The sequence below is a fragment of the Pseudomonas sp. JUb42 genome, assembly GCF_024807945.1.
In the GTDB taxonomy this organism is placed as follows: Bacteria; Pseudomonadota; Gammaproteobacteria; order Pseudomonadales; family Pseudomonadaceae; genus Aquipseudomonas.
This window is the reverse complement of the sequence record NZ_JANUFD010000025.1, coordinates 15,297-38,076: the sequence shown is the minus strand read 5'-3', so window position 1 is coordinate 38,076 and position 22,780 is coordinate 15,297. Positions and strand designations below refer to the sequence as shown.

The following is a 22,780-nucleotide window of genomic DNA, read 5'->3' as shown; positions in this document are numbered from 1 at the left end:
CGCCGAATGTACCGGCCTCTTCGCGAATGAATTCGCTCCCACACCATTCGCTCCCACAGGGTTCGATTCCACAGGGTTTGCACCCCACAGAAACCGCTCCCACTGCTCACTTCTGACTCAGGCGCTCTTGGCCGAAGGCAGCTTGGAAACCAGACGCAGCGACACGGTCAGCCCTTCCAGCTGGTAATGCGGACGCAGGAAGAACTTCGAGGTGTAGTAGCCAGGGTTGCCTTCCACGTCCTCGACCACCACTTCGGCGGCGGCCAGCGGGTGCTCGGCCTTGGTGGTTTCGGTGGAGTGGGCCGGGTCGCCGTCGACGTAGTTGAGGATCCAGTCCTGCAACCAGCGCTGCATTTCGTCCTTCTCTTTGAACGAGCCGATCTTGTCGCGCACGATGCACTTCAAGTAGTGGGCGAAGCGGCAGGTGGCGAACAGGTACGGCAGGCGCGCGGCCAGGTTGGCGTTGGCGGTGGCGTCCGGATCGTCGTATTCGGCAGGCTTCTGCAGCGACTGGGCGCCGATGAACGCGGCGAAGTCGGTATTTTTCTTGTGCAGCAGCGGCATGAAACCGTTCTTGGCCAGCTCTGCTTCGCGACGGTCGGAGATGGCGATCTCGGTCGGGCACTTCATGTCCACGCCGCCGTCATCGGTCGGGAAGGTGTGGGCAGGCAGGTTCTGCACTTCACCACCGGACTCGATGCCGCGAATCCGCGAGCACCAGCCGTAGTGTTTGAACGAACGGTTGATGTTCACCGCCATGGCATAGGCCGCGTTGGCCCAGGTGTACTTGGCGCTGTCGGCACCGTCGGTGTCTTCTTCGAAAGCGAAGGCTTCCACCGGATCGGTCTTGGCGCCGTACGGCAGGCGTGCCAGGAAGCGCGGCATGGTCAGGCCGATGTAGCGCGCATCCTCGGACTCGCGCAGGGAGCGCCAGCCAGCGTATTCCGGCGTCGTGAAGATCTTGGTCAGGTCACGCGGGTTGGACAGCTCCTGCCACGAACCCATGCCCATCACCGTCGGCGAGGCCGCAGAAATGAACGGTGCGTGCATGGCTGCGCAGACCTTGGACAGCTCGCCCAGCAGCTCGACATCCGGTGGCGACTGGTCGAAGTAGTAGTCGCCAACCAGGCAGCCGTAAGGTTCGCCGCCGAACTGGCCGTATTCCTCTTCGTACATCTTCTTGAAGATCGGGCTCTGGTCCCAGGCCGTGCCCTTGAATTTCTTCAGGGTCTTGTGCAGTTCCGGCTTGGAAATGTTCAGCACGCGAATCTTCAGCTGCTCATCGCTTTCGGTGTTGTTGACCAGGTAGTGCAGGCCGCGCCAGGCGCTTTCCAGCTCTTGGAACTGCGGGTGATGGATCACCTGATTGACCTGGGCGGTGAGCTTGGCGTCGATGGCCGCAATGATCGATTCGATGGATTTGATCGCATCGTTGGAGACCAGACTGGTCTGCGCCAGAGCCTGTTCGGCCAGGGTACGCACGGCGGTCTCGACCGCTTCGCGGGCACGCTCGGTCTTGGGCTTGAATTCCTGCATCAGCAGGGACGCGAATTCGCTGGTCTGTTCGGTGGCGCCCAGAGGCGCCTGATTGTCGCGCTGCAACTCGGTCATGATCGTTTGTCCTTAAGCGTTCGGCTCGGCATCTTTGGGCTTTGGCGCGCTCGCCAGGGCCTGCAGCAACGCGGGGTCCTTGATCGCCTTCATGATGATTTCTTCGGCGCCAGTCTTGCCGTCCATGTAGGTCAGCAGGTTGGCGAGCTGGGTACGGGCTTCGAGCAACTGGTTCAGCGAATCGACCTTGCGCGCCACGGCGGCAGGGCTGAAGTCGTCCATGCTTTCGAAGGTGATATCCAGGCTCAGGTTGCCTTCGCCGGTCAGCTCGTTGGGCACGTTGAACGCCACGCGCGGCTTCATGGCCTTGAGGCGTGAGTCGAAGTTGTCGACGTCCACTTCCAGGAACTTGCGGTCAGCCACGGCGGGCAGCGGCTCGGCAGGCTTGCCGGCGAGATCGGCCAGAACGCCCATGACGAAGGGCAACTGGACCTTTTTCTCGGCACCGTACAGCTCCACGTCGTACTCGATCTGGACCCGTGGCGCACGGTTGCGCGCGATGAATTTCTGAGAACTGCTGTTCGCCACGTTGCTCCTCCTGGTCGCTGCTTGCGACGGTATTGGCGTCATCGGTCGTTGCCGGTAACGAGGTGCGTGATCCTTGCCTGAGCCCGCCTTGCGGGTCAGTCAGCGTCAGGACCGCGCAAGTTTTCGAATTGCGACATGCCGTCGGGAATCAGGTTGCGCACGATGGTGGCAAAGTCCGCCTGGACCAGTTGCCGGGCCCGATTCAACAGCACCGGAAGCGGGCTGGAGGGCTCATGGCGGGCGTAATACGCCAGCAGGCGGTCGAGGCTTTGAGTGACGTCATCGCGGTTGCTGATTTCTCCAGGCACAACAGGTCCGCAGCTACGGGCTGGCTTGGGAGCCTCGGCGGTGCCGGAAAGTTCTGTCGCACCCCCGGTTTCGCTGGATTCTGTGACGGCCGTCTCGCTGCCGGGGGCGTACTCGCCGAGGATTTGCAGGGCTTGGCGCAGAGGCTGTTTCAATGCGCTGAGATCGACGCCCTGGGCGGATCCGACCTGCTCGTTGACGAAGCGCTCGATGGCTTCGGCCGATTCCCGGGCTTGGCCAATGGCAGCGCGGACTGCGGCGAGGTGCTCGGCGTCGCTGTCCTGCAGGGCTGCGCGCAGGGTATCGGCGCCCAGGGATTCATCGCTGAAACTCTGCATGCCGCTGGCATTGAGCGCCGCGCGCAGGCTGACCGGACCGAACGCCCTCGAGCGGGTCAGGATGCTTTCGCGCAGCAGGCGCACATTGGTATCGCAGGCCAGGCCGGCGAGCGCATTGACTCGCACGGTGGGGTCGTTGTCGTCATCGGCGTCGAGCAAAGGGTAGAGGTCGGCCCAATAACTGGCGAGCAGTTCGCGGATCAGGGTCAGGCTGCTGGCGAGGCCGGCGAAACCGTCCTGGGCCAGGGCGCTTTGCAATAGGAAATGGGTAATGCGCAGGTCTTTGCTGCGTTGCAGGAGGGCACTGCTGGACTGCTCTATCACGCGCCATTGCGGTGGCTCGGCCGCCTGTACCGAATCGCCCATGGAGCGTTCCGGTTTACCTTGGGCGTCGCGTTCCAACTGCAAGAAATCCGCGTCATATTCCAGGTCTTCGCCGCACGGCAAGTTCCCGGAAACAGGGGCGAGCAACAACGACACGTCCACCAACTCAGATCTCCTTATCAGCCTGCGGGTTGGTCAGTTAATACCGGTTAAAGTTCACATGGGAAATTTATTATCGGTGTTGAACCAATATTTTTAATTGATGTCAGTGTGGCATCACGAATATAAAAGGGTCGGGCATTTTTGTTTTAGGCGTTGAGCCTTGTCAAGGTAAGCTCTCGGCCCGCGTAACAGTTGTGACGCAGCTAACAGGTTGCACGACCGACCGGTCACTGCCTGTATGAATTTCGCATAAGTGTGGTTAAATCCGCGCATTTTCAGCCAGTTGGCTGGGAAAACCATCTGTTTAAGTGGCGTTTATGTAAACGGACGCCAGGTCTGGACAGTGTGATATCTCTGCCCTGTAGACCACGCGCAATGTAAGCAAGGAGGCGCAATGGCGCTGTGTTTGACTATCACTAGTTATCACAAGATCACGCCCGGGCAATGTCCAGAGAAATCAATGGATAACGGCGTGATGGCAATTGGCCGCAGTCAAGAAAATGACTGGGTGTTGCCCGACCCTGAGCGCTTAGTTTCCGCTAAACATTGCGTTATCCAATATAAAGATGGCCGTTACTATCTGACCGACACCAGCACTAATGGCGTTGAGCTATTACATGCGGGTATCCGCCTGCGTCGCGGTAACAGCGAACCCTTGCAGGATGGGGAAGTTATCCGTATTGGCGAATACGAAATCCAGGCGCGTATCGACTTCACGCTGCAAGTGTACGATCCGGTGCTTTCCAGTGGCGATAATGCCAACAGTTTCGAGGCGCTGATGGGCCGCGCGAGCACGCCAGTCGCAGCGCCGCCGGTGATTCCAACTACCGCGCATTTTCAGGGCGGATCGGCCAACGCGACGATGCCCGACCTGTTCGATTTTCTGACGCCTTCCGTGGTGCCGCCAGCGACCCAGCCGGACCATGTACCGGCCCAACAGCATGATTTTCGTCCGCCTGCGCCGTTCGTTCCCGCGCCGGTCGCTGCACCTCCTGTAGCCACGCCACCGCCGGCTGCGCCGATGCTGATCCCGGATGACTGGGACCTGCTGTCCGACCTGCCCGCGCCATCGGTTGATCTGTCCAAGCCAGTTGCGCCCGTGGAGCCATTGGTAATGGCGCCGCCGAGCGTCGAGCAGGTGGTTTTCCCGCCTGCAACACCGCCTGCGCCGCCAGTAGTGACGCCCTCGGAACCGCCGATTGCTGCGCCGCCTGTACCGCCCGCTGCACAACCGGCCGAAGCCTTGCGCCCTGAGTTGCTGCAAGCCTTCCTGCGCGGCGCCGGGCTCGATCAGTTGCGCATCGATCACGCCCAGGCCGAAGCGCAGATGGAAGCCATCGGCCGCAGTTACCGGCTGATGGTCGAGGGGCTGATCGACGTCCTGCGTGCCCGCAGCAGCCTCAAGGGCGAGTTCCGCATGCAGCAGACCTTGATCCGTCCCGTGGAAAACAACCCGCTGAAGTTCGCCCCCAATGCCGACGAGGCGCTGCTGTTGCTGCTGCGCCACAGCAATCAGGCGTTCATGGCCCCGGACCTGGCGATCAAGGACAGCTTCGACGACTTGCGCGCCCACCAATTGGCGGTGATGGCCGGGGTCGAGGCGGCCATCAAACACCTGCTCAAGCGCTTCGAACCTGCGGCGCTGGAGACGCGCATGGGCAAGCCTGGCGGCCTGTCTAACCTGTTCGGTGGCTCGCGTCAGGCCCAGTACTGGCAGCAATTCACCGCGTTGTATTCGCAGATTTCCAGTGAGGCCGAGGACGATTTCCAGGACCTGTTCGGTCGTGAATTCAGCCGAGCCTACGAAGAACACAGTGCCCGGCTGCGCCGCACTTGACCCCCCAGGACCGTTTCGACATGCCATTGAGGCTCAGGATGATTCAACGTGTTTTCTTTTCAGCGCTGCTGGCCGTGCTGCTGAGCGCCTGTGGCAAGGACAAACCTGCTGTACAAGCGCCGCCGCCTGCAGAGCCGGACAGCGCCACCATTACCCTGCATTTTCAGGCGGTGGCCGGGCTCAACCCTGGTGCTGACGGTCAGGCCGCGCCCGTGCGGGTGCGTCTGTATGAACTCAAGAACAGCGCCACTTTCACCCGTGCTGACTACTTCGCTTTGGCTGAACGCGCCCAGGCGACCCTCGGCGTTGACCTGGTCGATCAGGACGAAGTGCTGGTACGCCCCGGCCAGAGCCTGGATATCCGCCGCACCCTGACTGCGGCGACGCGGCAACTGGGGCTGGTGGTGAGCTATCGCGAGATCGATCAGGCGCGCTGGCGCACGGTCATCAGCGTGCTGCCGCGCCAAAGCACCGAATACACGATCAGCCTTGATGTGCGCGCCCTGCAAAGCACCCCAACCCCCGCCCAATAGGCACACGGAGAAGTCATGTCCTGGAACAATCGCGTGGTCTGGTCGGAAGGCATGTTCATCGGAACGCAGCACTTCCAGCAGCACGACCGTTATCTGGAAAACCTCATCGACGCACGCAGCCGTCCGCTGTCGGCGGGGGCCTGGGGCTTTTCCGAGTTGTCGCTGGATCAGGGCCTGCTGGCCCAGGGCAAACTGGCGATCGTATCGGCGCGGGGCCTGTTGCCGGACGGCACACCGTTCAACATCCCTCAGGACGATCTGGCGCCCAGCCCGTTGAGCATCGATGACAGCCTGCGCGATGGCCTGGTCTATCTGGCTCTGCCGCTCAAGCGTGCCGGGGCAAGGGATACGGTCGATGAAGGCGAGGAATTTGGCGCCGCGCGCTACGTCAGCCAGGTTCGCGAAGTCCGTGACGACAACGCGCCGTTTGAAAACCGCGCGCCGGTTGCCATTGGCGCGCGGGCCTTGCGCCTGCTCACCGCGCAGGACGGCCTCAGCGATTACGCCAGCGTTGGCGTGGTGCGGATCAAGGAAAAGCGCGCCGACCGCGCACTGATCCTCGATGATCGCTATATCCCGCCGCTGCTGGATGTCAGCGCCAGCCAGAGCCTGACGGCCTTTCGCAGCGAACTGCTGGGCTTGCTGCATCAGCGTGGCGAAGCCCTGGCCGGACGCGTAGTTGCATCGGGAGCGGGTGGTGCTTCGGAAATTGCCGACTTCATGTTGCTGCAACTGGTCAACCGCGCGCAGCCGCTGATCAGCCACTTGAATCAGCTCACGCCACTGCACCCGGAGCGCTTCTACAGCGAGCTGGTCAGCCTGGCCGGTGAGTTCGCCACCTTCTCTCGCGACGGGCGCCGCCCGCTGGAATTTCCGCGTTATCAGCACGACGACCTGATCGTCAGCTTCACCCCGGTGATGCAGGCGCTGCGCGAAGCCTTGGCGATGGTGATCGACAGCAAGGCGACGCCGATCCCGCTGCTGGAGAAGGCCTTCAATATCCGCGTCGGCATGCTCGCCGACCGCAGCCTGCTGGAGAGCGCCAGTTTCATCCTTGTGGTGCGCGCCGACATGCCCGGCGAAACCCTGCGTGGGCGCTTCGGCCAGCAGAGCAAAGTCGGCTCGGTCGAGCACATCCGCGACATGGTCAACCTGCAACTGCCGGGCATCGGTCTCATACCGTTGCCGGTGGCGCCACGGCAGATTCCGTTCCATGCCGGTTCCACTTACTTCGAGCTGGATCGCGGCAGCGAGCAATGGCAGAACCTGCAGCAGTCCGGCGGTTTCGCTTTCCACGTCGCGGGTGAATTCCCGGGGTTGAACATGGCCTTCTGGGCGATTCGAGGATAAGCCGCGATGAGTCCCAACGACGATCCGTCGAACCCGTTCGCCTCTGGCGGCGACCGTACCCAATTCATGCCGCGCCCTGGTGGTCGTGGGCCGCAGCCTGCTGGCGAACGCCCGGAACAGGCGCCGCCGACGGTGGCCGCCGCACCTCTGGCGACCGGCCAGGGCCAGGGTCTCAACCCTCTGGAAAACGCGGCCGGGCCTTTGCTGGCCTTGCTCACGCGCCTGCGCAACACCATCGCCCATCCGGCCCCGGCCAGCTTGCGCGCGCAACTGCTGGCGTACCTGCGCCAGTTCGAAGAGCGCGCCGAAGCGGCAGGCATTGTGCGTAACGACGTGTTGCTGGCGCGTTACGTTCTCTGCACCGCCCTCGATGAAGCCGTGCTGAGTACGCCATGGGGCAGCGCCAGTGAGTGGGGCAAACAGAGCCTGCTGATCACCGTGCACAACGAGTCCTGGGGCGGTGAGAAAGTCTTTCAGTTGCTCGAGCACTGCCTGCAAAGCCCGCGCGAGCGCCTGTATCTGATGGAGCTGTTATACCTGTGCATCTGCCTGGGGTTCGAGGGCCGTTATCGGGTCATGAACAATGGTCGTAGCCATCTGGAGACCCTGCGTGAGCGCACCGCTGCGGCGATCCGCACCGCTCGTGGCGAACACGAACGCGAGCTGTCGCCGCACTGGCGCGGCCTGACCCTGGCCCGTGACCGCCTGACCCAATTCATGCCGCCCTGGGTCGGCCTGGCGATTGGTCTGGCCCTGTTGCTGATGCTGTTGGTCGGCCTGCGCATGCTGCTGGCGGCCGATGCCGAGCCGGTGTTCAAGAATATCCATGCCCTGGGCGAAATCCCGGTGCAGACCATCGACCGTCCGGCCATCCAGCCCAAGGTTGTCGAGCGGCCGCGTCTGGCCGGTTTCCTTGCCGAAGACATCAAGGCCAATAAGGTCGCGGTGGAAGACGCCGTGGACCGCTCCATCGTGACCATTCGCGGCGACGAACTGTTCTCCTCCGGCAGCGCCAATATCGTCGATGACTTCCAGCCATTGATGCTGCGCATCGCCGATGCCATCCGCAAGGTCAAGGGCTCGGTGCGGGTCACCGGCCATAGCGACAACCGCCCCATTGCCACGATCCGCTTCCCGTCCAACTGGGCGCTGTCCCAGGCCCGTGCCGAACAGGTCCTGCAAATTCTGGCGGCGAAAACCGGCCAGCCCCAGCGCTTCACGGCTGAAGGGCGCAGCGACACCGAGCCGCTGGCGTCCAACGCGACGGCCGAGGGCCGGGCGAAGAATCGTCGGGTTGAAATCACTGTATTGGCGGAGGGGGTCGAGTGAAGGCGTTTTTCGGTTTTGTCATTCGCTGGGTCATCCCCGTACTGGGCCTGATTGCCCTGAGCCTGATCATCTGGTTTCTCGGCCCGCTGCTGAGCGCGCTGGTGCCGGAAGGGCGGCGCTGGGCGCTGATTATCCTGTTGTTCGCGATCTGGATCGGCTACCGGGTATTCCGGCTGATCCAGGCGCGTCGCCATGCCAATAAAGTCCTCGAAGGGCTGGCGGCCGAAACCGCCCCGGACCCTGCCAGCGTCGCCACCGCCGAAGAGCTGGCAACCCTGCGCCAGCGCATGGACGAAGCCCTGGCCCTGCTGAAAAAGGCGCGTCTGGGCGGCGATACCAAACGCAATCTGTACGAGTTGCCGTGGTACGTGATCATCGGCCCGCCGGGTTCGGGCAAGACCACGGCACTGGTCAATTCCGGCCTGCACTTTCCGCTGGCGGCGCAAATGGGCGCCGGGGCGATTCGTGGCGTAGGCGGTACGCGTAACTGCGACTGGTGGTTCACCGACGAAGCCGTGCTGCTCGACACCGCCGGGCGCTATACCACCCAGGACAGCCACGCCCAGGTCGACAAGGCCGCCTGGCTGGGCTTTCTCGATCTGCTGAAAACCCAGCGTGCACGCCGCCCTATCGATGGCGCCTTTATCGCCATCAGTCTGTCGGACCTGCTGCTCGGCACTGATGCCGAACGCGCTGCCCACGCCGCAGCGATCCGCGCGCGGATTCAGGAACTGCACACCCAGTTGGGCGTACGCTTCCCGATCTACGTGATGCTCACCAAGCTCGATCTGGTGCCGGGCTTCATGGAGTTCTACGACGCCCTGAGCAAAGAGGAACGCGCCCAGGTCTGGGGCATGACCTTTGCCCTGGACGACGACAAGAGCGCTGCTGGGCCCCTGGCAGATTTCATGCGCGAGTTCGACGCCCTCGAGCAACGCCTCAACGAGCGACTGGTGGAGCGCCTGCAACAGGAGCGCGACCCGGCGCGCCGCGATCTGATCTACGGCTTCCCGCAACAATTCGGCGCCCTGAAAGCTTCGCTGCAAAGCTTTCTCGATGGCGTATTCAAGCCCAATGCCTATGAAGAGCGCACGCTGTTGCGCGGCGTCTACTTCACCAGCGGTACTCAGGAAGGCAGTCCCATCGACCGCCTGATCGGCGCCATGGCCCAGAGCATGAGCCTGGACCGCCAGCACCTGGCGCGGCAGAGCGGCACCGGTCGCAGTTACTTCATCGAGAAACTGTTCACTGCCGTGGCTTTTGCCGAGCAAGGGTTGATGGGGGTTGATCCCAAGGTCGAGCGGCGGCGCAAATGGATTGCCCGTGGCGTACTGGCCGCGACCGTTGCCCTGGTACTGGTGGTCGGCACGCTGTGGCTGGTCAGCTATCGGGCCAACGAGGCGTATATCGCTCAGGTCGATCATAAGGTCGCGCCCCTTGCGCAGAACGTGCAGAACCTCAGCCCGGCGATGCGAGACGTAGTGGCGGTACTGCCGCTGCTCAACGCGGTGCGCCAGTTGGCCGGCGATCCGCCGAGCTGGTCGCAAGGCCTGGGGCTGTATCAGGGCGACATGCTTCAAGCCGAGGCGGCCAGCGTCTACCGCAAGCTGCTGATTGCCGTCTTTGCCCCGCGCCTGCTGACGCGTATCGAAGAGCAGCTGCACAGCGGCGGCAGTTCCGACTATCTCTATGAGGGCCTGAAGGCCTACCTGATGCTGGCCGACAGCGAGCATTACGACGCCGACTTCATTAAGGCCTGGATCACCCTCGACTGGGATCAGACCCTGCCGCGCGACCTGCCGCCCGATCAGCGTCAGGCCCTGACTGCGCACTTGCAGGCGCTGTTCGACAAACAGCCGCCCAATGCGCGGCTGGATCCGCGCCTGATCGATGACCTGCGCCGCCAGTTGCAGCAATTGCCGGTAGCACAGCGGGTCTACGATCGGGTCAAACGGCAAAAGCTGCCGGAAGGCGTCAGCGATTTTCGCCTGAGCGAAGCGGCCGGGCGTGATGCCGCCCTGGTATTCACACGCAAGAGCGGCAAGCCGTTGGGCGATCCGCTCAGTGGTTTCTTCACCGCCAAGGGTTACCGCCAGGCCTTCCTCGCTACCAGCCTGAGCCAGGCCGGGACTCTGGCCGAAGAGCAATGGGTACTGGGGCGCGATCAGGCCGAACAGCAGAACGTGGTCAGCCTCGCCGCCGATGTGCGGCGCCTGTATTTCCAGGATTACCTGCGCCAGTGGGATGCCTTGCTCGCCGATATCGACTTCGTGCCGATCACCAGCGTGGCCCAGGCCGCCGACGTGTTGCGGGTGATTTCCGGGCCGACTTCGCCGCTGAAAAAACTGCTGGCCGCGGTAGCCAAGGAAACCGATCTGCAACAGGAAGACAAACTTCTCGCGGCTCAGGGCGCCAAGGTCGATGGCGGTGTCGATCAGCTCAAGCAACGTCTGGGCTCGCTGCTCGGTCAGGAGCAGGCGACCAATAACAGCGCCCCCGTGGTCAGCGATGATCCAGTCACCGCGCACTTCGCCGAACTCAATGCCTTGGTGAACAAGGGCGAAGGCGAACCGGCGGCCATCGATGGTTTGCTGGCAGACATGAACGCCCTTTATGTGCAGGTCAGCGCCATGGTGGGTGCGAGCGGCGATGCCTTGCTCGGTGAGGCGAAGAATCAGGTCAGCGCCACTGCGCAGCGGGTCAGCACCAATGCCGATCGCCAGCCTGCGGTCGTGAAGGGTCTGGTCAAGTCGGTGGTCAATTCCACCACCGGCACGATGATGGGCGGGGTCCGCAATCAGTTGAGCGCGGCCTGGACCACTGATGTGGTCAACGTCTATCGCCAGTCTCTCAGCGGCCGTTATCCGCTGACGCCGGGCAGCAACCGGGACGCCACCCTCGATGACTTCGCCCGCTTTTTCAGCGTTGGGGGGGTGATGGACAGCTACTTCAACAAGTACCTGCAACCCTACGTCGATACCACCGCTGCCACTTGGCGCTGGCAGTCTGGTGCGGCGCAGAAGCTGGGGATCAACGCCGGTGTGTTGCAGACCTTCCAGCGTGCGGCGGCGATTCGTGATGCTTTTTTCCGTCCTGGCAGCCCGCAGCCTTTGGTGCGTTTCGAACTCAAGCCGGTGGCCATGGACGCTTCAGTGACACAGTTCCTGCTGGAACTCGACGGCCAGCAAATCAGCTATGACCACGGCCCGAGCCGCGCCGTGGCCATGCAATGGCCTAACCCCGGCAGCATTGGCGTGGTGCGCATGTCGATCACACCGCCACTGGCCAACGGTCGCTCCGGCATCACGCTGGACGGTCCATGGGCATGGTTCCGCCTGCTCGATCAGTCAGAACTGGTAGCGGGCAATGGCCCGGACCTGTTCAACCTGCGTCTGCGCGTCGACAGCGCGAGCATTTCCTATGAGTTGCGCGCCAACAGCGCCTTCAACCCCTTCAAGAGCCGCGTGCTGCGTGGCTTCAGCTTGCCGGAGCGGCTATGACGACGCCGGGTTTCTACGGCAAATTGGCCAGCCGTGGCGACTTCGTCAGCCGGGGCCTGCCGCAGAGTTTTATTCAGCCCTGGGATGCCTGGCTGGCGTCGGGCATGCACGCCAGTCAGCAGCAACTCGGCGGCGCCTGGCTTGATGCCTATCTGATCAGCCCGCTGTGGCGCTTCGCCCTGGCCCCCGGTGTTTGTGGACCGGACGCGGTGACCGGCGTGCTGATGCCAAGCATCGACCGGGTCGGGCGCTACTTCCCGCTCACCGTTGCGCGCCTGCTGACGCCTGATCAGGCCATCAGCGACGTGGCCGGTGCTGCGGATGACTGGTTTGAACAGGTCGAGGCGTTGCTGCTGGGCAGTCTTGAACCGGGAACTGTTTTCGAGACGTTCGAGCAGGCTGTACAAAATTTGACCGATTTGCCTGTCACGGCGGCCACTCCAGTTGCTCAATTCGCCGGTTTGCAGCGCATTCCTGTCACCACCCCAGAGGCGCGTCACGCCGCCCTGGCCGCCCTGGCCTGTGAAGGTGTCAGCCTGTGGTGGGGCAGGGGGTCCGAAGCCATCGAACCGGGTCTGATGCGCTGCACCGGGTTGCCTGCCGCCAGTGCGTTCGGCAGCTTTCTGCTGGGTCAGGAGGCGTCTAGCTAAATGGTCGCCATTGCCTATCGCTCCGCCAGCTACAGCCATGTCGGCATGGTCCGGCAGATCAACGAAGACGCTTGCCTGGAACTGCCTCGCGACGGCCTGTGGGTCGTGGCCGATGGCATGGGCGGCCATGCGGCGGGGGATTATGTCAGCAGTCTGATCGTCGACACCCTGCGCGGCATAACGCCTGGCTCGACTCTGGATATCTACGTCAGTGCCTTGCGCAGCCGTCTTGAAGAGGTCAACACGGCGGTGCGCGACGAAACCCGTTATCGCGGGGTCAGCCTGATGGGCAGCACCGTAGTTTTGCTGGCGGTGCGCGAAGACCAGGGCATTTGCCTGTGGGCCGGGGACAGCCGCTTGTACCGCCTGCGCGACGGCGTGCTGGACAGCATTTCCCGCGATCACAGCTACGTCCAGGACCTGCAGGACAGCGGCCTGCTCAGCGAGGCCCAAGCCCGTGTGCATCCACGGGCCAACATCGTGACCCGCGCCATTGGCGTCGAAGACCAGTTGCAGCTGTCCATTGCTGCGCTGCAGATCCTGCCCGGCGACAGCTACCTGTTATGCAGCGATGGTCTGAACAAGACCGCCGAAGATCATGAAATTCGCGATGTGCTGTGTCATGCCGACCCTTACACGGTGGTGCGCAGCCTGGTGCACCTGGGCCTGACCCGCGGCGCCCCCGACAACATTACGGCCATCGTCGTCAAAGCCAGTTGAAGAGCCCTGAATGGACATTGTGATTCCTGGATACGACATTGAAGGTGAGATTGGCGAAGGCGCCATGGCCACCGTGTACCTGGCGACCCAGCGTTCTCTCGAACGCAAAGTGGCGCTCAAGGTCATGGCGGCTGCGCTGGCGGCCGACCCGAGTTTTTGCGAGCGCTTCCTGCGCGAAGGCCGCACCCTGGCGCGCTTGTCTCACCCGCATACCGTGACCATCCACGACATCGGCAACGTCGGCCAGTTGTACTACATGGCCATGGAATACCTGCCCAACGGCACCCTCAAGGAGCGCATCGCGGCGGGCCTGAGTGCCGAGCAGGGCCTGACTTACATCCGCCATATCGCCTCGGCCCTGGGCTACGCCCATGCTCAGGGGTTGGTGCACCGCGACGTTAAACCGGCCAACATCCTGTTCCGCGCCGACGGCACCGCAGTGCTCTCGGACTTCGGCATCGCCAAGTCTCTGGACGACCGCACTCAGTTCACCCAGGCCGGTTTTGCCGTCGGTACGCCCAGCTACATGAGCCCGGAACAGGCCCGTGGCCAGGACATCGACGGGCGCGCCGATCTCTATGCGCTGGGCGTGGTGCTCTATGAAATCCTCGTCGGCGAGCTGCCCTATAGCGGCACCGATGCGCTGTCCACAGCCCTGGCCCACCTGACCCAGCCGCTGCCGGAGCTGCCGATTCATCATGGCCGCTATCAGGACATCCTGCGCAAACTGCTGGCCAAGGACCCCAACGAGCGCTTCCCGGATGCCGCAGCCTTGCTCGCCGCGCTCGACAAGCTGCCGTCCGAGGCCTACGACGGCACGGTGATCATGCCTGCGGCTCCCAAGCCTTTGGCGTTCGATCTGGCGGGCCTGAAGCCGGAATCGATCAGCATTCCCGCGCCGGTTGCCGAACCAGCGCGCCAGCGGCCCACGCCGGTACTGGACAAGGCGCAAGCCTCCGGGCAACGCCGTGGCCCGGTCATGGCCTTGCTCGCGGTGGCAATTGCTGCGGCGATCGGCGTGGGTGTTGGCGGTTACTGGTGGGTGAGCGGCCCGACGCCGGAAGAGAAGGTCAAGCCGACGCCGACGACCCCCGTTGCGACGGCCTCTACTGTGCCCAGTACACAAACCGGCACGCCAACGACTACGCCGACCAACACCACCCCGAGCCAGCCCGGCCAGCCATCGAGCCAGCCCACCGGGCCAACGCCAAACCTGGTCACGCAGATGACCGCCGCCGCGCAGCTCCATCCACAGGTCGGCAAGCCCACGGGCGCCGCCGAGCAGAAGAGCAGCGACTCGCGGCCACTGCTGATGCCCGGCAAGAAAACCCTGTTCCAGCGTGTGCTGAGCAAACCCGGGGCGCGCTTCGCCAGTGTGCCGGGTGGTCCGGGGGATAAATCCCTGCCGGCATTTACCGTGCTCTATGTCTACGAGCGCAAGAATTTCGACGGCAAGTCGTGGCTGCGCCTCGGTGCTGCCACTGACGGGCGCAGCTCTGGTTGGCTGGCCGAGGATCAGGTCAGCGACTGGAAGCAGAGTCTGGTGCTGAAATTCACCGAACGCTCCGGGCGCTCGCCCGTGATGTTCGTGCGTCAGGCCAGCGAGCTGGACAAGCTGCTGACCAATCCGACCTCGGCGAAAAACCTGTTGCTCGCGGCGCAGAAAAACCCTGAGGACGACAGCCAGGTACTGGCCCTTGAGCCCGCCGCCAGCGCCGTGCCGCAAGACAAGTTCTACCTGCTGCCGATTTTCGATTCCCGCGAAAGCTTCGATCAGAACGGCCAGCCGGTGCAGTTGCTCAATATTGCCTCCATTGATCCGGGCGCCACGCCTGGGCAGACCGAGGATCGCAAAACCAAACAGTTCGCCAGCGACGCCTTCCGCACCGGCATCGTGCTGGTGGTGGACACCTCGAAATCGATGCAGCCCTATATCGATCAGGTGCGCGACGTCGTCCATGAGCTGCAAGGCAAAATCGCCCAGCGCGGCGACCTGGACAGCGTCAGCTTCGGGCTGGTTGGCTTTCGCAACAGCGTCACGCGCACGCCAGGCCTGGAATACCTGAGCAAAACCCTGATCACCCTCGACCAAGGCCGCGACCCAGCGCGTTTCAGCGCCCTGATGGATCAGGTCAAGGCCACCAACGTGTCGAGCCAGTCGTTCAACGAAGACTCGTTCGCCGGGGTCATGCAGGCGGTCAACGGCATGGACTGGTCCGGCTACGGCGGGCGCCTGATCCTGTTGGTCAGCGACGCCGGTTCCCTGCGCAAGAACGACCCCGACAGCAGCACCCAGATGAACGAAGCTGAAGTGCGCCAAGCGGCGCTGGGCAAGCAGATCAAGATCTTCGCCCTGCACCTGCGCACCGATGCCGGCAAGAAAACCCACAGCTTCGCCGAGCAGCAGTACCGCACCCTGACCGCCGACGCCAACCCGCAGATCGGCGACCTGTACATTCCGATCCCCGGTGGTGATGTCGGCAAGTTCGGCGAACGTGTCAGCGAGATCGGTTCGGTGTTCGCCGATATGGTCCATGACGTGCGCAACCGTCCTTACCATCCTGCGCCGTTGCTCGGGGCGGCGCCGACCCTGGCCGATAAATCGGCGGCGGTCGGCTATGCGATGCACATGGATTTCCTCGGCCATAAATCGGCCAGCCAGGCGCCGCAACTGGTCAGTGCCTGGACAGCGGATCGCGACCTGACAAACCCGGCGCTGCCGGCGTTCCAGGTCTGCGTGATGCTGACCAAGTTGCAACTCAACGACCTGCAACAGTCGCTCAAGCTGATCGTCGATGCAGCGCGCAAGACCCAGACCTCGCCCAAGGATTTCTTCCAGGAAATCGCCAGCGCCAGTGCCTACATGAGCCGCGACCCGTCGGCCTTGCGCAAGGGCGCCAACCTGGCCCAGGGCGGCATCCTCGGTGAGTATCTGGAGGGCCTGCCGTATCGCAGCAAGTCGCTGAACATGACCCAGGACCTGTGGCTGTCCCTCAGCGTCGCCGAGCAGGAAGACTTTATCGACGAGCTGGAATCGAAAATCCGCCTCTATGAAACCTTCCACAACGATCTGGCCAATTGGGTCCGTTTCGGCGATGCCGAGCCGGGTGATGCCTTGTACCGCGTACCGTTGTCGACCCTGCCATGATCAGCCTTCGCGATGTGCGCAAAAGCCGTGGCGAAGGGCTGCAACGCTACAGCCTGGTGATCCCGCGTCTGGAACTGGCGGCCGGGCAACAGGTTGCTCTGGTCGGTGCCAGCGGCTGCGGCAAGAGCACCTTGCTGGATATGCTGGCGCTGGTCTCCAGACCGGATCAGGCCCAGCGTTTTGACTTCTTCCCGTCCCAGGGCGCCGTTGATATCGCCGGATTGTGGCGCGACAACGAGCAGGACCGCCTGGCCAGTCTGCGCAGCAAGCATCTGGGCTACGTGCTGCAAACCGGCGGCCTGCTGGGTTTTCTCAGTGTGCGCGATAACATCGCTCTGCCACGCAAGTTGCTGGGGCTGAGCAATGACGGCAGCGTCGAGCGCCTGGCCGAGCAGCTGGAGATCGGCGAACAGCTGAACAAGAAACCCCATGCCCTGTCAGTCGGCCAACGCCAACGGGTCAGCTGTGCACGGGCTTTGGCCCATCGCCCGCAGCTGCTGTTGGCCGATGAACCCACCGCCGCCCTCGACCCGATCAACGCTAACCGTGTCATGCAACTGCTGCTCAGCCGGGCACGGGAACGCAATGTCGGCTGCCTCATCGCCACCCATGACGAGCGCCTGGCGCGCAGTGCCGGTCTGGCGATTCTGAACATCGCCTGCGAGCGCGATGCCGATGGCGGCGTCACGGCCACCCTGGGCGAGGTGCACTGATGCGCTTCGGATTGGTGATGAGCCTGGCCTGGCAGGACTACCGCGCTGATGCACGGCTGTCGGCCTGCGCCGTGCTGGCCTTGGTGGCGGTGATCGCGCCGCTGTTGGTGCTGTTCGGCCTCAAATTCGGCCTGGTCAGCAGCCTGACCGAACGACTGGAGCGCGACCCGCTGGTGCGGGAAATCATCCCGCTCGGCGGTGGCCGCTTCAATGCCGCCTTTATCAACGAACTGGCCCAACGCCCCGATGTGGCGTTTGCCATCCCGCGCACCCGGCAGATTGCCGCGACCGCCGACCTGTCGGTGCAGGCGCCGCAAGAGGCGCAGCAACAGGCTGCGCGGGTCAATGTGGAAATGATCCCCACCGCCATTCAGGACCCGTTGCTCGGCGCCATGACCGTGCCTGCCGGCCTCGACCAGATCATCCTCAGCCAGACCGCCGCCCATAAGCTCGGCGTCAAGCCCGGCGACTGGCTCGACGCCGCGTTCACCCGGCAAATAGCCGGGCAGGCCGAGGCCCAGCACACGCGGGTGCAGGTGTCCGGCGTGTTGCCGCTGCAAGCCTTCCCCCGTGATGCGCTGTTTGCGCCACTGGCTTTACTGGAAGCCGCCGAAGATTACCGCGACGGCCGCGCCGTGCCTGCGTTGGGTTGGGCTGGGGACCGCGCGCGGGCCGGCGAGCAGCGCGTTTATCCGGCGTTCCGTTTGTATGCCCAGACCTTGAACGACGTCGAGCCGCTGCGCCGTTACTTCGCCGACAGCGACCTGTTGGTCTCGACTCAGGCCGCCGCCATTGCCCAAGTGCAGTCCCTGAGCCGCAACCTGAACATTGTCTTCTGGGTCATCGCCGGGCTGGCCGTGCTTGGCGCCTTCGCTGCCATTGCTGCCGGGGCCCTGGCGGCAGTGGAGCGCAAGCGTCACGAGCTGTCGGTGCTGCGTCTGCTCGGCCTGAGTACCGGGGCGTTGCTGTCTTTTGTCATGTGCCAGGCGCTGTACAGCGGCCTGATCGCTGCGGCACTGGGCGGCGTCCTGTATGGCCTGGCCGAGCGCGGCCTGAATCTGTTGTTCATGCAGGAGCCCGGCGAATACGCCAGCCAACTGCTGCTGCGCCACTACCTGGTCGCCCTGGCTGCCCTGCTCGGGGCCAGCGCCCTGGCGGCGGCCCTCGGCGGCTGGCGCGTGGCCCATATCGAACCCGCTGAAGGAATCCGAGATGTTTGAGTTGCGCAGGGCCGCCCTGGCAGTGGTCATCGCCGCGTTGTGCGCGGTGTCGCTGGCCCATGCCGATGACACCGACCAACTGGACAACCCCAAGCCCTTGCCCGGCGACGTCAGTCTGCCGTTGCCCTGCGACGGCGAAATGGTTTTCCGCTACGTCTACGTATTGGCCCAGGGTGCTCTCGACGACCGGGAAATCAGCCTTGGCTACCCGTTCAGCGAAGACGAGCCAGGCTACAAGCAGTCGTTCATTTCCGGTTACCGCCGCGACTACATCAATGGCCCGTTCACCCTCAACGACCTGGCCTCGGACTGGAGCAAAGTGATCGGCCCGCAACTGCCCAAGACCGACGCCAGTACGCCGCTCAAGCCGATGATGTACTTCATCGGCAAGTACGAAGTCACCGCGCAGCAATATGCCGCCGTCATGGCCCAGGCCCAGTCTTTGGCCACCGGCGAAGCAGCCCCGGCCTGCGAAGCACCGGCAGGCATGGCGGGGCGCTTGCCCAAGGTCAAGCTGTCACACTTCGAGGCCGAGCGCTTTTCCGCCGTGTACAGCGCCTGGCTGATGAAGTACCACCGCGACTTGCTGCCCGTCAGCGGCAAGGGCAAGAGCGAAGATGACGGCGGCGTCGGTTTCGTGCGCCTGCCCACCGAAGTCGAATGGGAATTTGCTGCCCGTGGCGGTCATGCGGTCAGTCGTCAGGAGCTGGAAGGGCGCCTGTTTCCGCGCCGGGTCGGAGGCAGCGACAGCGATGGCCCGCTGGGCGATTGGGCAGTATTCAATCAGGTCGCCGGCGGCACCGGCCAGGCCGCACGCCTGATGCCCATTGGCACCAAACGTCCAAACCCCATCGGCATGTTTGACGTGATCGGCAACGCCGCCGAGATGGTTCAGGAGTCGTTCCAGTTGGTCCACGCCGGTCGTCGTCAGGGCACCTACGGCGGCTTTATCACCAAAGGCGGCAACTACCTGGAAGGCGAGGGCACGCTGTTTACCGGCATGCGCCGCGAATACCCGTTGTTCGCCGCCGACGGCACCGAGCAACGCAACGAGACCACCGGTTTTCGCGTCGCCATCGGTGCGCTGTCGGCGCCGCGTTCACGCTACCCGGACCTGTTCACGCAATGGCAGAAAGAAGGCCGCCTGGCCTCCCTGACCGACGCCATCGACGACGTGCAGGACCCGACCAAGCGTCTGGACAGCATCATCGCCGCCAACACCGACCCGCGCGTGCAGGCCGAGCTGGGCCTGGTCAACGAAGAACTCAAGCGCAACGTCTCGCTGATCGCCCGCCAGCGCGAAGAAGCCGCCGGCAACCTGATTCAGTCCGCCGCCCTGGTGGCCGAGACCATCAATAACTACAACATCCGCCTGACCAACCTGAAGAAAAGCCAGCAGAGCGCCATCGACGCCAAGGATCCGGCCAGCGCCAAGCTGTTCGGCACGGCGCTGGATAACGGTCGCAGCGCGCTCGACGGCGCCGTGGCGATCTATATCGACAACCTGGCCACCGGCACGCGCTACACCGACGCGGTGATTCAGGCGCAGTTCCAGCGGATCAAGGAAGAACTCAGTCGCAAACCGATCATCGGCAAGAGCCTGGTGGCCCGGGCGACGCTGTTCGTCAAGCACGTCGGCAGTTATCGCCAGCAACAGCGCGCCGACCCGGAAACGATTTTGAAAGAACTGCTCGCCTCGGCCAGTCAACCCTGACGGGCCGAAGTGAGCGCGTGTAGAGGGAACTCGGACGGCGTCGGGCCGTTCCGGGATAGTTAAAACCAAAGAAGAGATCGCAAACATGCAAGTGTCCCGTAAAGCCCTTGTTTCAACTTCCAAGTGCCGTACGTTGTTGTGGGTAGCCGTCGGGTTCAGCACGGTGATGATGACCGGTTGCGCCAGCTCGCCGGTGTCCAAGGTCGCGGCGACGACCAAGGTCGAGTACTACCCGACTTGCTACGAGCCGGTGCAACACCTGCGCAGTACCGATAACGACATGACCAAGTCGGTTGCTACCGGTGCCGCCCTCGGCGCGCTCGGCGGCGCGGCACTGGGCGCCCTGACCGGCAGCTCCGAGCAGCGTGCACGCAACGTTGCCATCGGCGCAGCAGGCGGTGCTCTGGCAGGCGGCGCAGCGGGTTACTACACCGAGCGGCAGAAGCAGATCACCGATGACAACCAGCGCATCGCCTCCTACGGCACTGACATCAACAAGAGCGCTGCCGATATCGACCGCAGCACCTCTTACGCTCGCGCGTCGCAGTCCTGCTACCAGCGTGAATTCGCCAACCTGCTGTCGGGCCGCAAAGCCAAGACCATCAGCGACAGCGAAGGCCGCAAGCGCCTGGCTGAAATCGTCTCGGGCCTGAAAGAGTCCAACGACCTGATCGTCGCCGTGAACGGCCGCGCCAACGAAGACCTGAACAGCTACACCCAGGCCTACGAGAAAGACCTGCAGACCGTTGGCGTTCAGCGTACCGACGTTGCCACCGTAGTCGAGGCCGACACCGCTTCCCCGGTTGTCACTACCAGCACCAAGAAAACCGGCGGCAAGGTCAAGCCACCGGCCAAGGCCAAACTGCCTGACGTGCCGAAAGAAGCCGTTGCCACCGAGAAAAACCTGAAAGACGCCAAGGCCAAACAGACTGAAAGCGCCCAGGTTGCCGCGGCCGGTCAGAGCTCCGTCAACAGCATGTGCAAAAACCCGGACGTGGGTGACTGGGCACCGGTGCCTTGCCCTAACGCCTGATCCGGTACTTTGTGGGAGCCGCCTTGGTGGCGATGGCGTCAGTTCGGCCTGCGAGTGCTTCGCACTCGATCGCCAGCAAGCCGGCTCCCACAGGTATTGGCCAAACACCGCAGTCATTCCGACCACCGTCCTTGCACAAACCCGCCGCTGCGCTATCGTCTGGCCTTTGGTAACAACGCGACCGAACCCGATGGGTTGCTTTAGGCGCTTTCGAGCGATGGCACCTGATCGGGGGATTTGCATGCAAGACGTGAGGCGATATCACGCGCTGGACAGCCTGCGCGGCATCTGCGCGATTGCGGTTGTGCTGTACCACACCCATCTGGTCGGCAGCATTACTGACTGGACCTTCTTCGCCAACGCCGATCTGTTCGTCGAATTCTTCTTTGTCCTCAGCGGCTTTGTCATGGCTCATGCCTACGGCAGCAAGCGGCATCTGGACTTCAGCCATTTTCTCGTCTCCCGCACCTTCCGGCTGTTACCCCTGCATGCCTTCATGCTGGCGGTTTTCATCGCCCTGGAATTCCTCAAATTTGCCGCCTACAAACAGGGTTTTGGCTTCAATCAAACGCCTTTTACCGGTATGTACGCGCCGTCGCAGATCCTGCCCAATCTTCTGTTGCTGCAAAGCTGGACCCCGCTCACGGAAAACCTGTCGTTCAACACCCCGGCCTGGAGCATCAGCATCGAGTACTGGACCTACATGGTCTTCGCCGCGACCATGCTCATGGCGTCCTCCGGCAGATATTTGCTATGGACGGTGATTGCCCTGGCCGGGTTTACCCTGCTCTATAGCCAGGCCGATGTGCTGACGGTCTACGCGCAAAAAGGCTTGGGCTGCTTCTTCGCCGGAGCCCTGGCCTACGCCTTTTTCAACCGGCTCAGGCACTGGGTTGCGCCGGGCTTTGTCTTGCTCAGCGTACTGGAAGCCCTGGCCGCCATTGCTATCTGGGCGGTCTTGACCAGTGAACTGCAACAAAAGGTATTAGCCGCCAGCGCGGTGTTCTGCGTGACCATCGTGCTGTTCGCCTTCGATGGTGGTGCACTGTCCCGCATGCTCAAGCACGAATTCTTCGCCCGTTTGGGGCGCTTGTCCTACTCGATCTACCTGACCCATCTGGCGGTGCTGTTCTTCGTCATCTCGGCTTTCATGGTGGTGCAGAAAAAGACCGGCGCCGAGGTAGCGCCCATGCTTGGGGATATCCGCTATCTGGATACCGGGCATGTCTGGCTGAATAACCTGATGGTGCTGCTGATTCTGCTGGTGGTGGTGAGCATTTCCAGCGCGACGTACCACTATGTCGAACTCAAGGGGCAGGGGTTGGGCAGGCAGCTGCTGCGGCGCCGGGACAAGGCGGCGATTCCCGTCAGGTAATCGTTTGGGCGCCTTTGTGGGAGCGAATTCTGTGGGAGATCCCCTGTCTATGATCCTGCGCTGTCACGCAGCAAACACTAACCTGGGCAGGAAGCAAAAAACCGGCGCACCCATAAATCGAGTGGGAGCGAATTCATTCGCGAAAAGGCCGGTACATCCGACACATATTGAGAGTCTTCACTGGCCTATTCGCGGATGAATCCGCTCCCACAGGTGTTGCCTGCAGACCGGCATTTTGTGCAGGCAATAAAAAACCCGCCGAAGCGGGTTCTTTTCTACAAGACCATTCCAACATCCTGTCAGTAGCCCTCCGGGCAATGGTCGGGACCGTCCTTGATCCGCTGGTGAACTCCTTGTTCACCAGTTGTTAGGGCTACATTACGAGAGAC

At 63.1% G+C, this 22,780-nt stretch carries 16 protein-coding genes; 13 read left to right on the top strand and 3 right to left on the bottom strand.

Annotated elements, in window-relative coordinates; translation table 11 throughout:
• Nucleotides 1-117: 117 nt before the first annotated feature.
• From tssC to tssA, 3 genes are read right to left on the bottom strand one after another with little or no spacing between them, the layout of a single operon-like run.
• Nucleotides 118-1,611, bottom strand: a complete 1,494-nt coding sequence (gene tssC, locus M2401_RS33005; protein WP_259111063.1) for a type VI secretion system contractile sheath large subunit — start codon at nt 1,609-1,611, stop codon at nt 118-120.
• 12 nt (nt 1,612-1,623) lie between these two features.
• Nucleotides 1,624-2,181: a type VI secretion system contractile sheath small subunit gene (gene tssB, locus M2401_RS33000; RefSeq protein WP_259111061.1), complete on the bottom strand. Its 558-nt coding sequence runs from the start codon at nt 2,179-2,181 to the stop codon at nt 1,624-1,626.
• Nucleotides 2,182-2,234: 53 nt separating this feature from the next.
• Complete coding sequence (gene tssA / locus M2401_RS32995; protein ID WP_259111059.1) at nt 2,235-3,269, bottom strand: type VI secretion system protein TssA; 1,035 nt, start codon at nt 3,267-3,269, stop codon at nt 2,235-2,237.
• Nucleotides 3,270-3,663: 394 nt separating this feature from the next.
• Between tssA and tagH the strand changes: the two genes are divergently transcribed.
• The 13 genes from tagH (at nt 3,664) to M2401_RS32930 (ending at nt 22,391) form a co-directional block, all read left to right on the top strand.
• Nucleotides 3,664-5,106, top strand: a complete 1,443-nt coding sequence (tagH, locus tag M2401_RS32990; RefSeq protein ID WP_259111057.1) for a type VI secretion system-associated FHA domain protein TagH — start codon at nt 3,664-3,666, stop codon at nt 5,104-5,106.
• A 38-nt stretch (nt 5,107-5,144) separates the two neighbouring features.
• A complete protein-coding gene (gene tssJ, locus M2401_RS32985) occupies nt 5,145-5,639 on the top strand; it encodes a type VI secretion system lipoprotein TssJ (protein WP_259111055.1) in 495 nt (164 codons plus the stop codon).
• Between the two features lie 15 nt (nt 5,640-5,654).
• A complete protein-coding gene (tssK, locus tag M2401_RS32980; RefSeq protein ID WP_259111053.1) occupies nt 5,655-6,989 on the top strand; it encodes a type VI secretion system baseplate subunit TssK in 1,335 nt (444 codons plus the stop codon).
• Between the two features lie 6 nt (nt 6,990-6,995).
• Nucleotides 6,996-8,318 (top strand): DotU family type VI secretion system protein, encoded by a 1,323-nt coding sequence (locus tag M2401_RS32975; protein WP_259111051.1) that lies wholly within the window; start codon nt 6,996-6,998, stop codon nt 8,316-8,318.
• Entirely contained in the window at nt 8,315-11,818 is a 3,504-nt protein-coding gene (gene tssM / locus M2401_RS32970) for a type VI secretion system membrane subunit TssM (protein WP_259111049.1), read from the top strand. The genes M2401_RS32975 and tssM overlap by 4 nt, the downstream gene beginning before the upstream one ends.
• On the top strand, nt 11,815-12,468 hold the full coding sequence (gene tagF / locus M2401_RS32965; RefSeq protein ID WP_259111047.1) for a type VI secretion system-associated protein TagF: 654 nt from the start codon (nt 11,815-11,817) through the stop codon (nt 12,466-12,468). Before tssM ends, tagF begins: the two co-directional genes overlap by 4 nt.
• Entirely contained in the window at nt 12,469-13,188 is a 720-nt protein-coding gene (locus M2401_RS32960; protein ID WP_259111044.1) for a PP2C family serine/threonine-protein phosphatase, read from the top strand. It abuts the gene before it with no gap.
• 10 nt (nt 13,189-13,198) lie between these two features.
• Complete coding sequence (locus M2401_RS32955) at nt 13,199-16,336, top strand: serine/threonine-protein kinase (protein ID WP_259111042.1); 3,138 nt, start codon at nt 13,199-13,201, stop codon at nt 16,334-16,336.
• Nucleotides 16,333-17,049, top strand: a complete 717-nt coding sequence (locus M2401_RS32950) for an ABC transporter ATP-binding protein (protein ID WP_259111040.1) — start codon at nt 16,333-16,335, stop codon at nt 17,047-17,049. Before M2401_RS32955 ends, M2401_RS32950 begins: the two co-directional genes overlap by 4 nt.
• Nucleotides 17,049-18,269, top strand: a complete 1,221-nt coding sequence (locus M2401_RS32945; protein WP_259111039.1) for an ABC transporter permease — start codon at nt 17,049-17,051, stop codon at nt 18,267-18,269. The genes M2401_RS32950 and M2401_RS32945 overlap by 1 nt, the downstream gene beginning before the upstream one ends.
• Nucleotides 18,262-19,983, top strand: a complete 1,722-nt coding sequence (locus M2401_RS32940) for a formylglycine-generating enzyme family protein (RefSeq protein WP_259111038.1) — start codon at nt 18,262-18,264, stop codon at nt 19,981-19,983. The genes M2401_RS32945 and M2401_RS32940 overlap by 8 nt, the downstream gene beginning before the upstream one ends.
• An 85-nt stretch (nt 19,984-20,068) precedes the next feature.
• On the top strand, nt 20,069-21,016 hold the full coding sequence (gene tagQ / locus M2401_RS32935) for a type VI secretion system-associated lipoprotein TagQ (protein WP_259111036.1): 948 nt from the start codon (nt 20,069-20,071) through the stop codon (nt 21,014-21,016).
• Between the two features lie 241 nt (nt 21,017-21,257).
• Nucleotides 21,258-22,391, top strand: coding sequence for an acyltransferase (locus M2401_RS32930; RefSeq protein ID WP_259111034.1), 1,134 nt, complete (start codon nt 21,258-21,260; stop codon nt 22,389-22,391).
• The last annotated feature ends 389 nt before the right edge of the window (nt 22,392-22,780 follow it).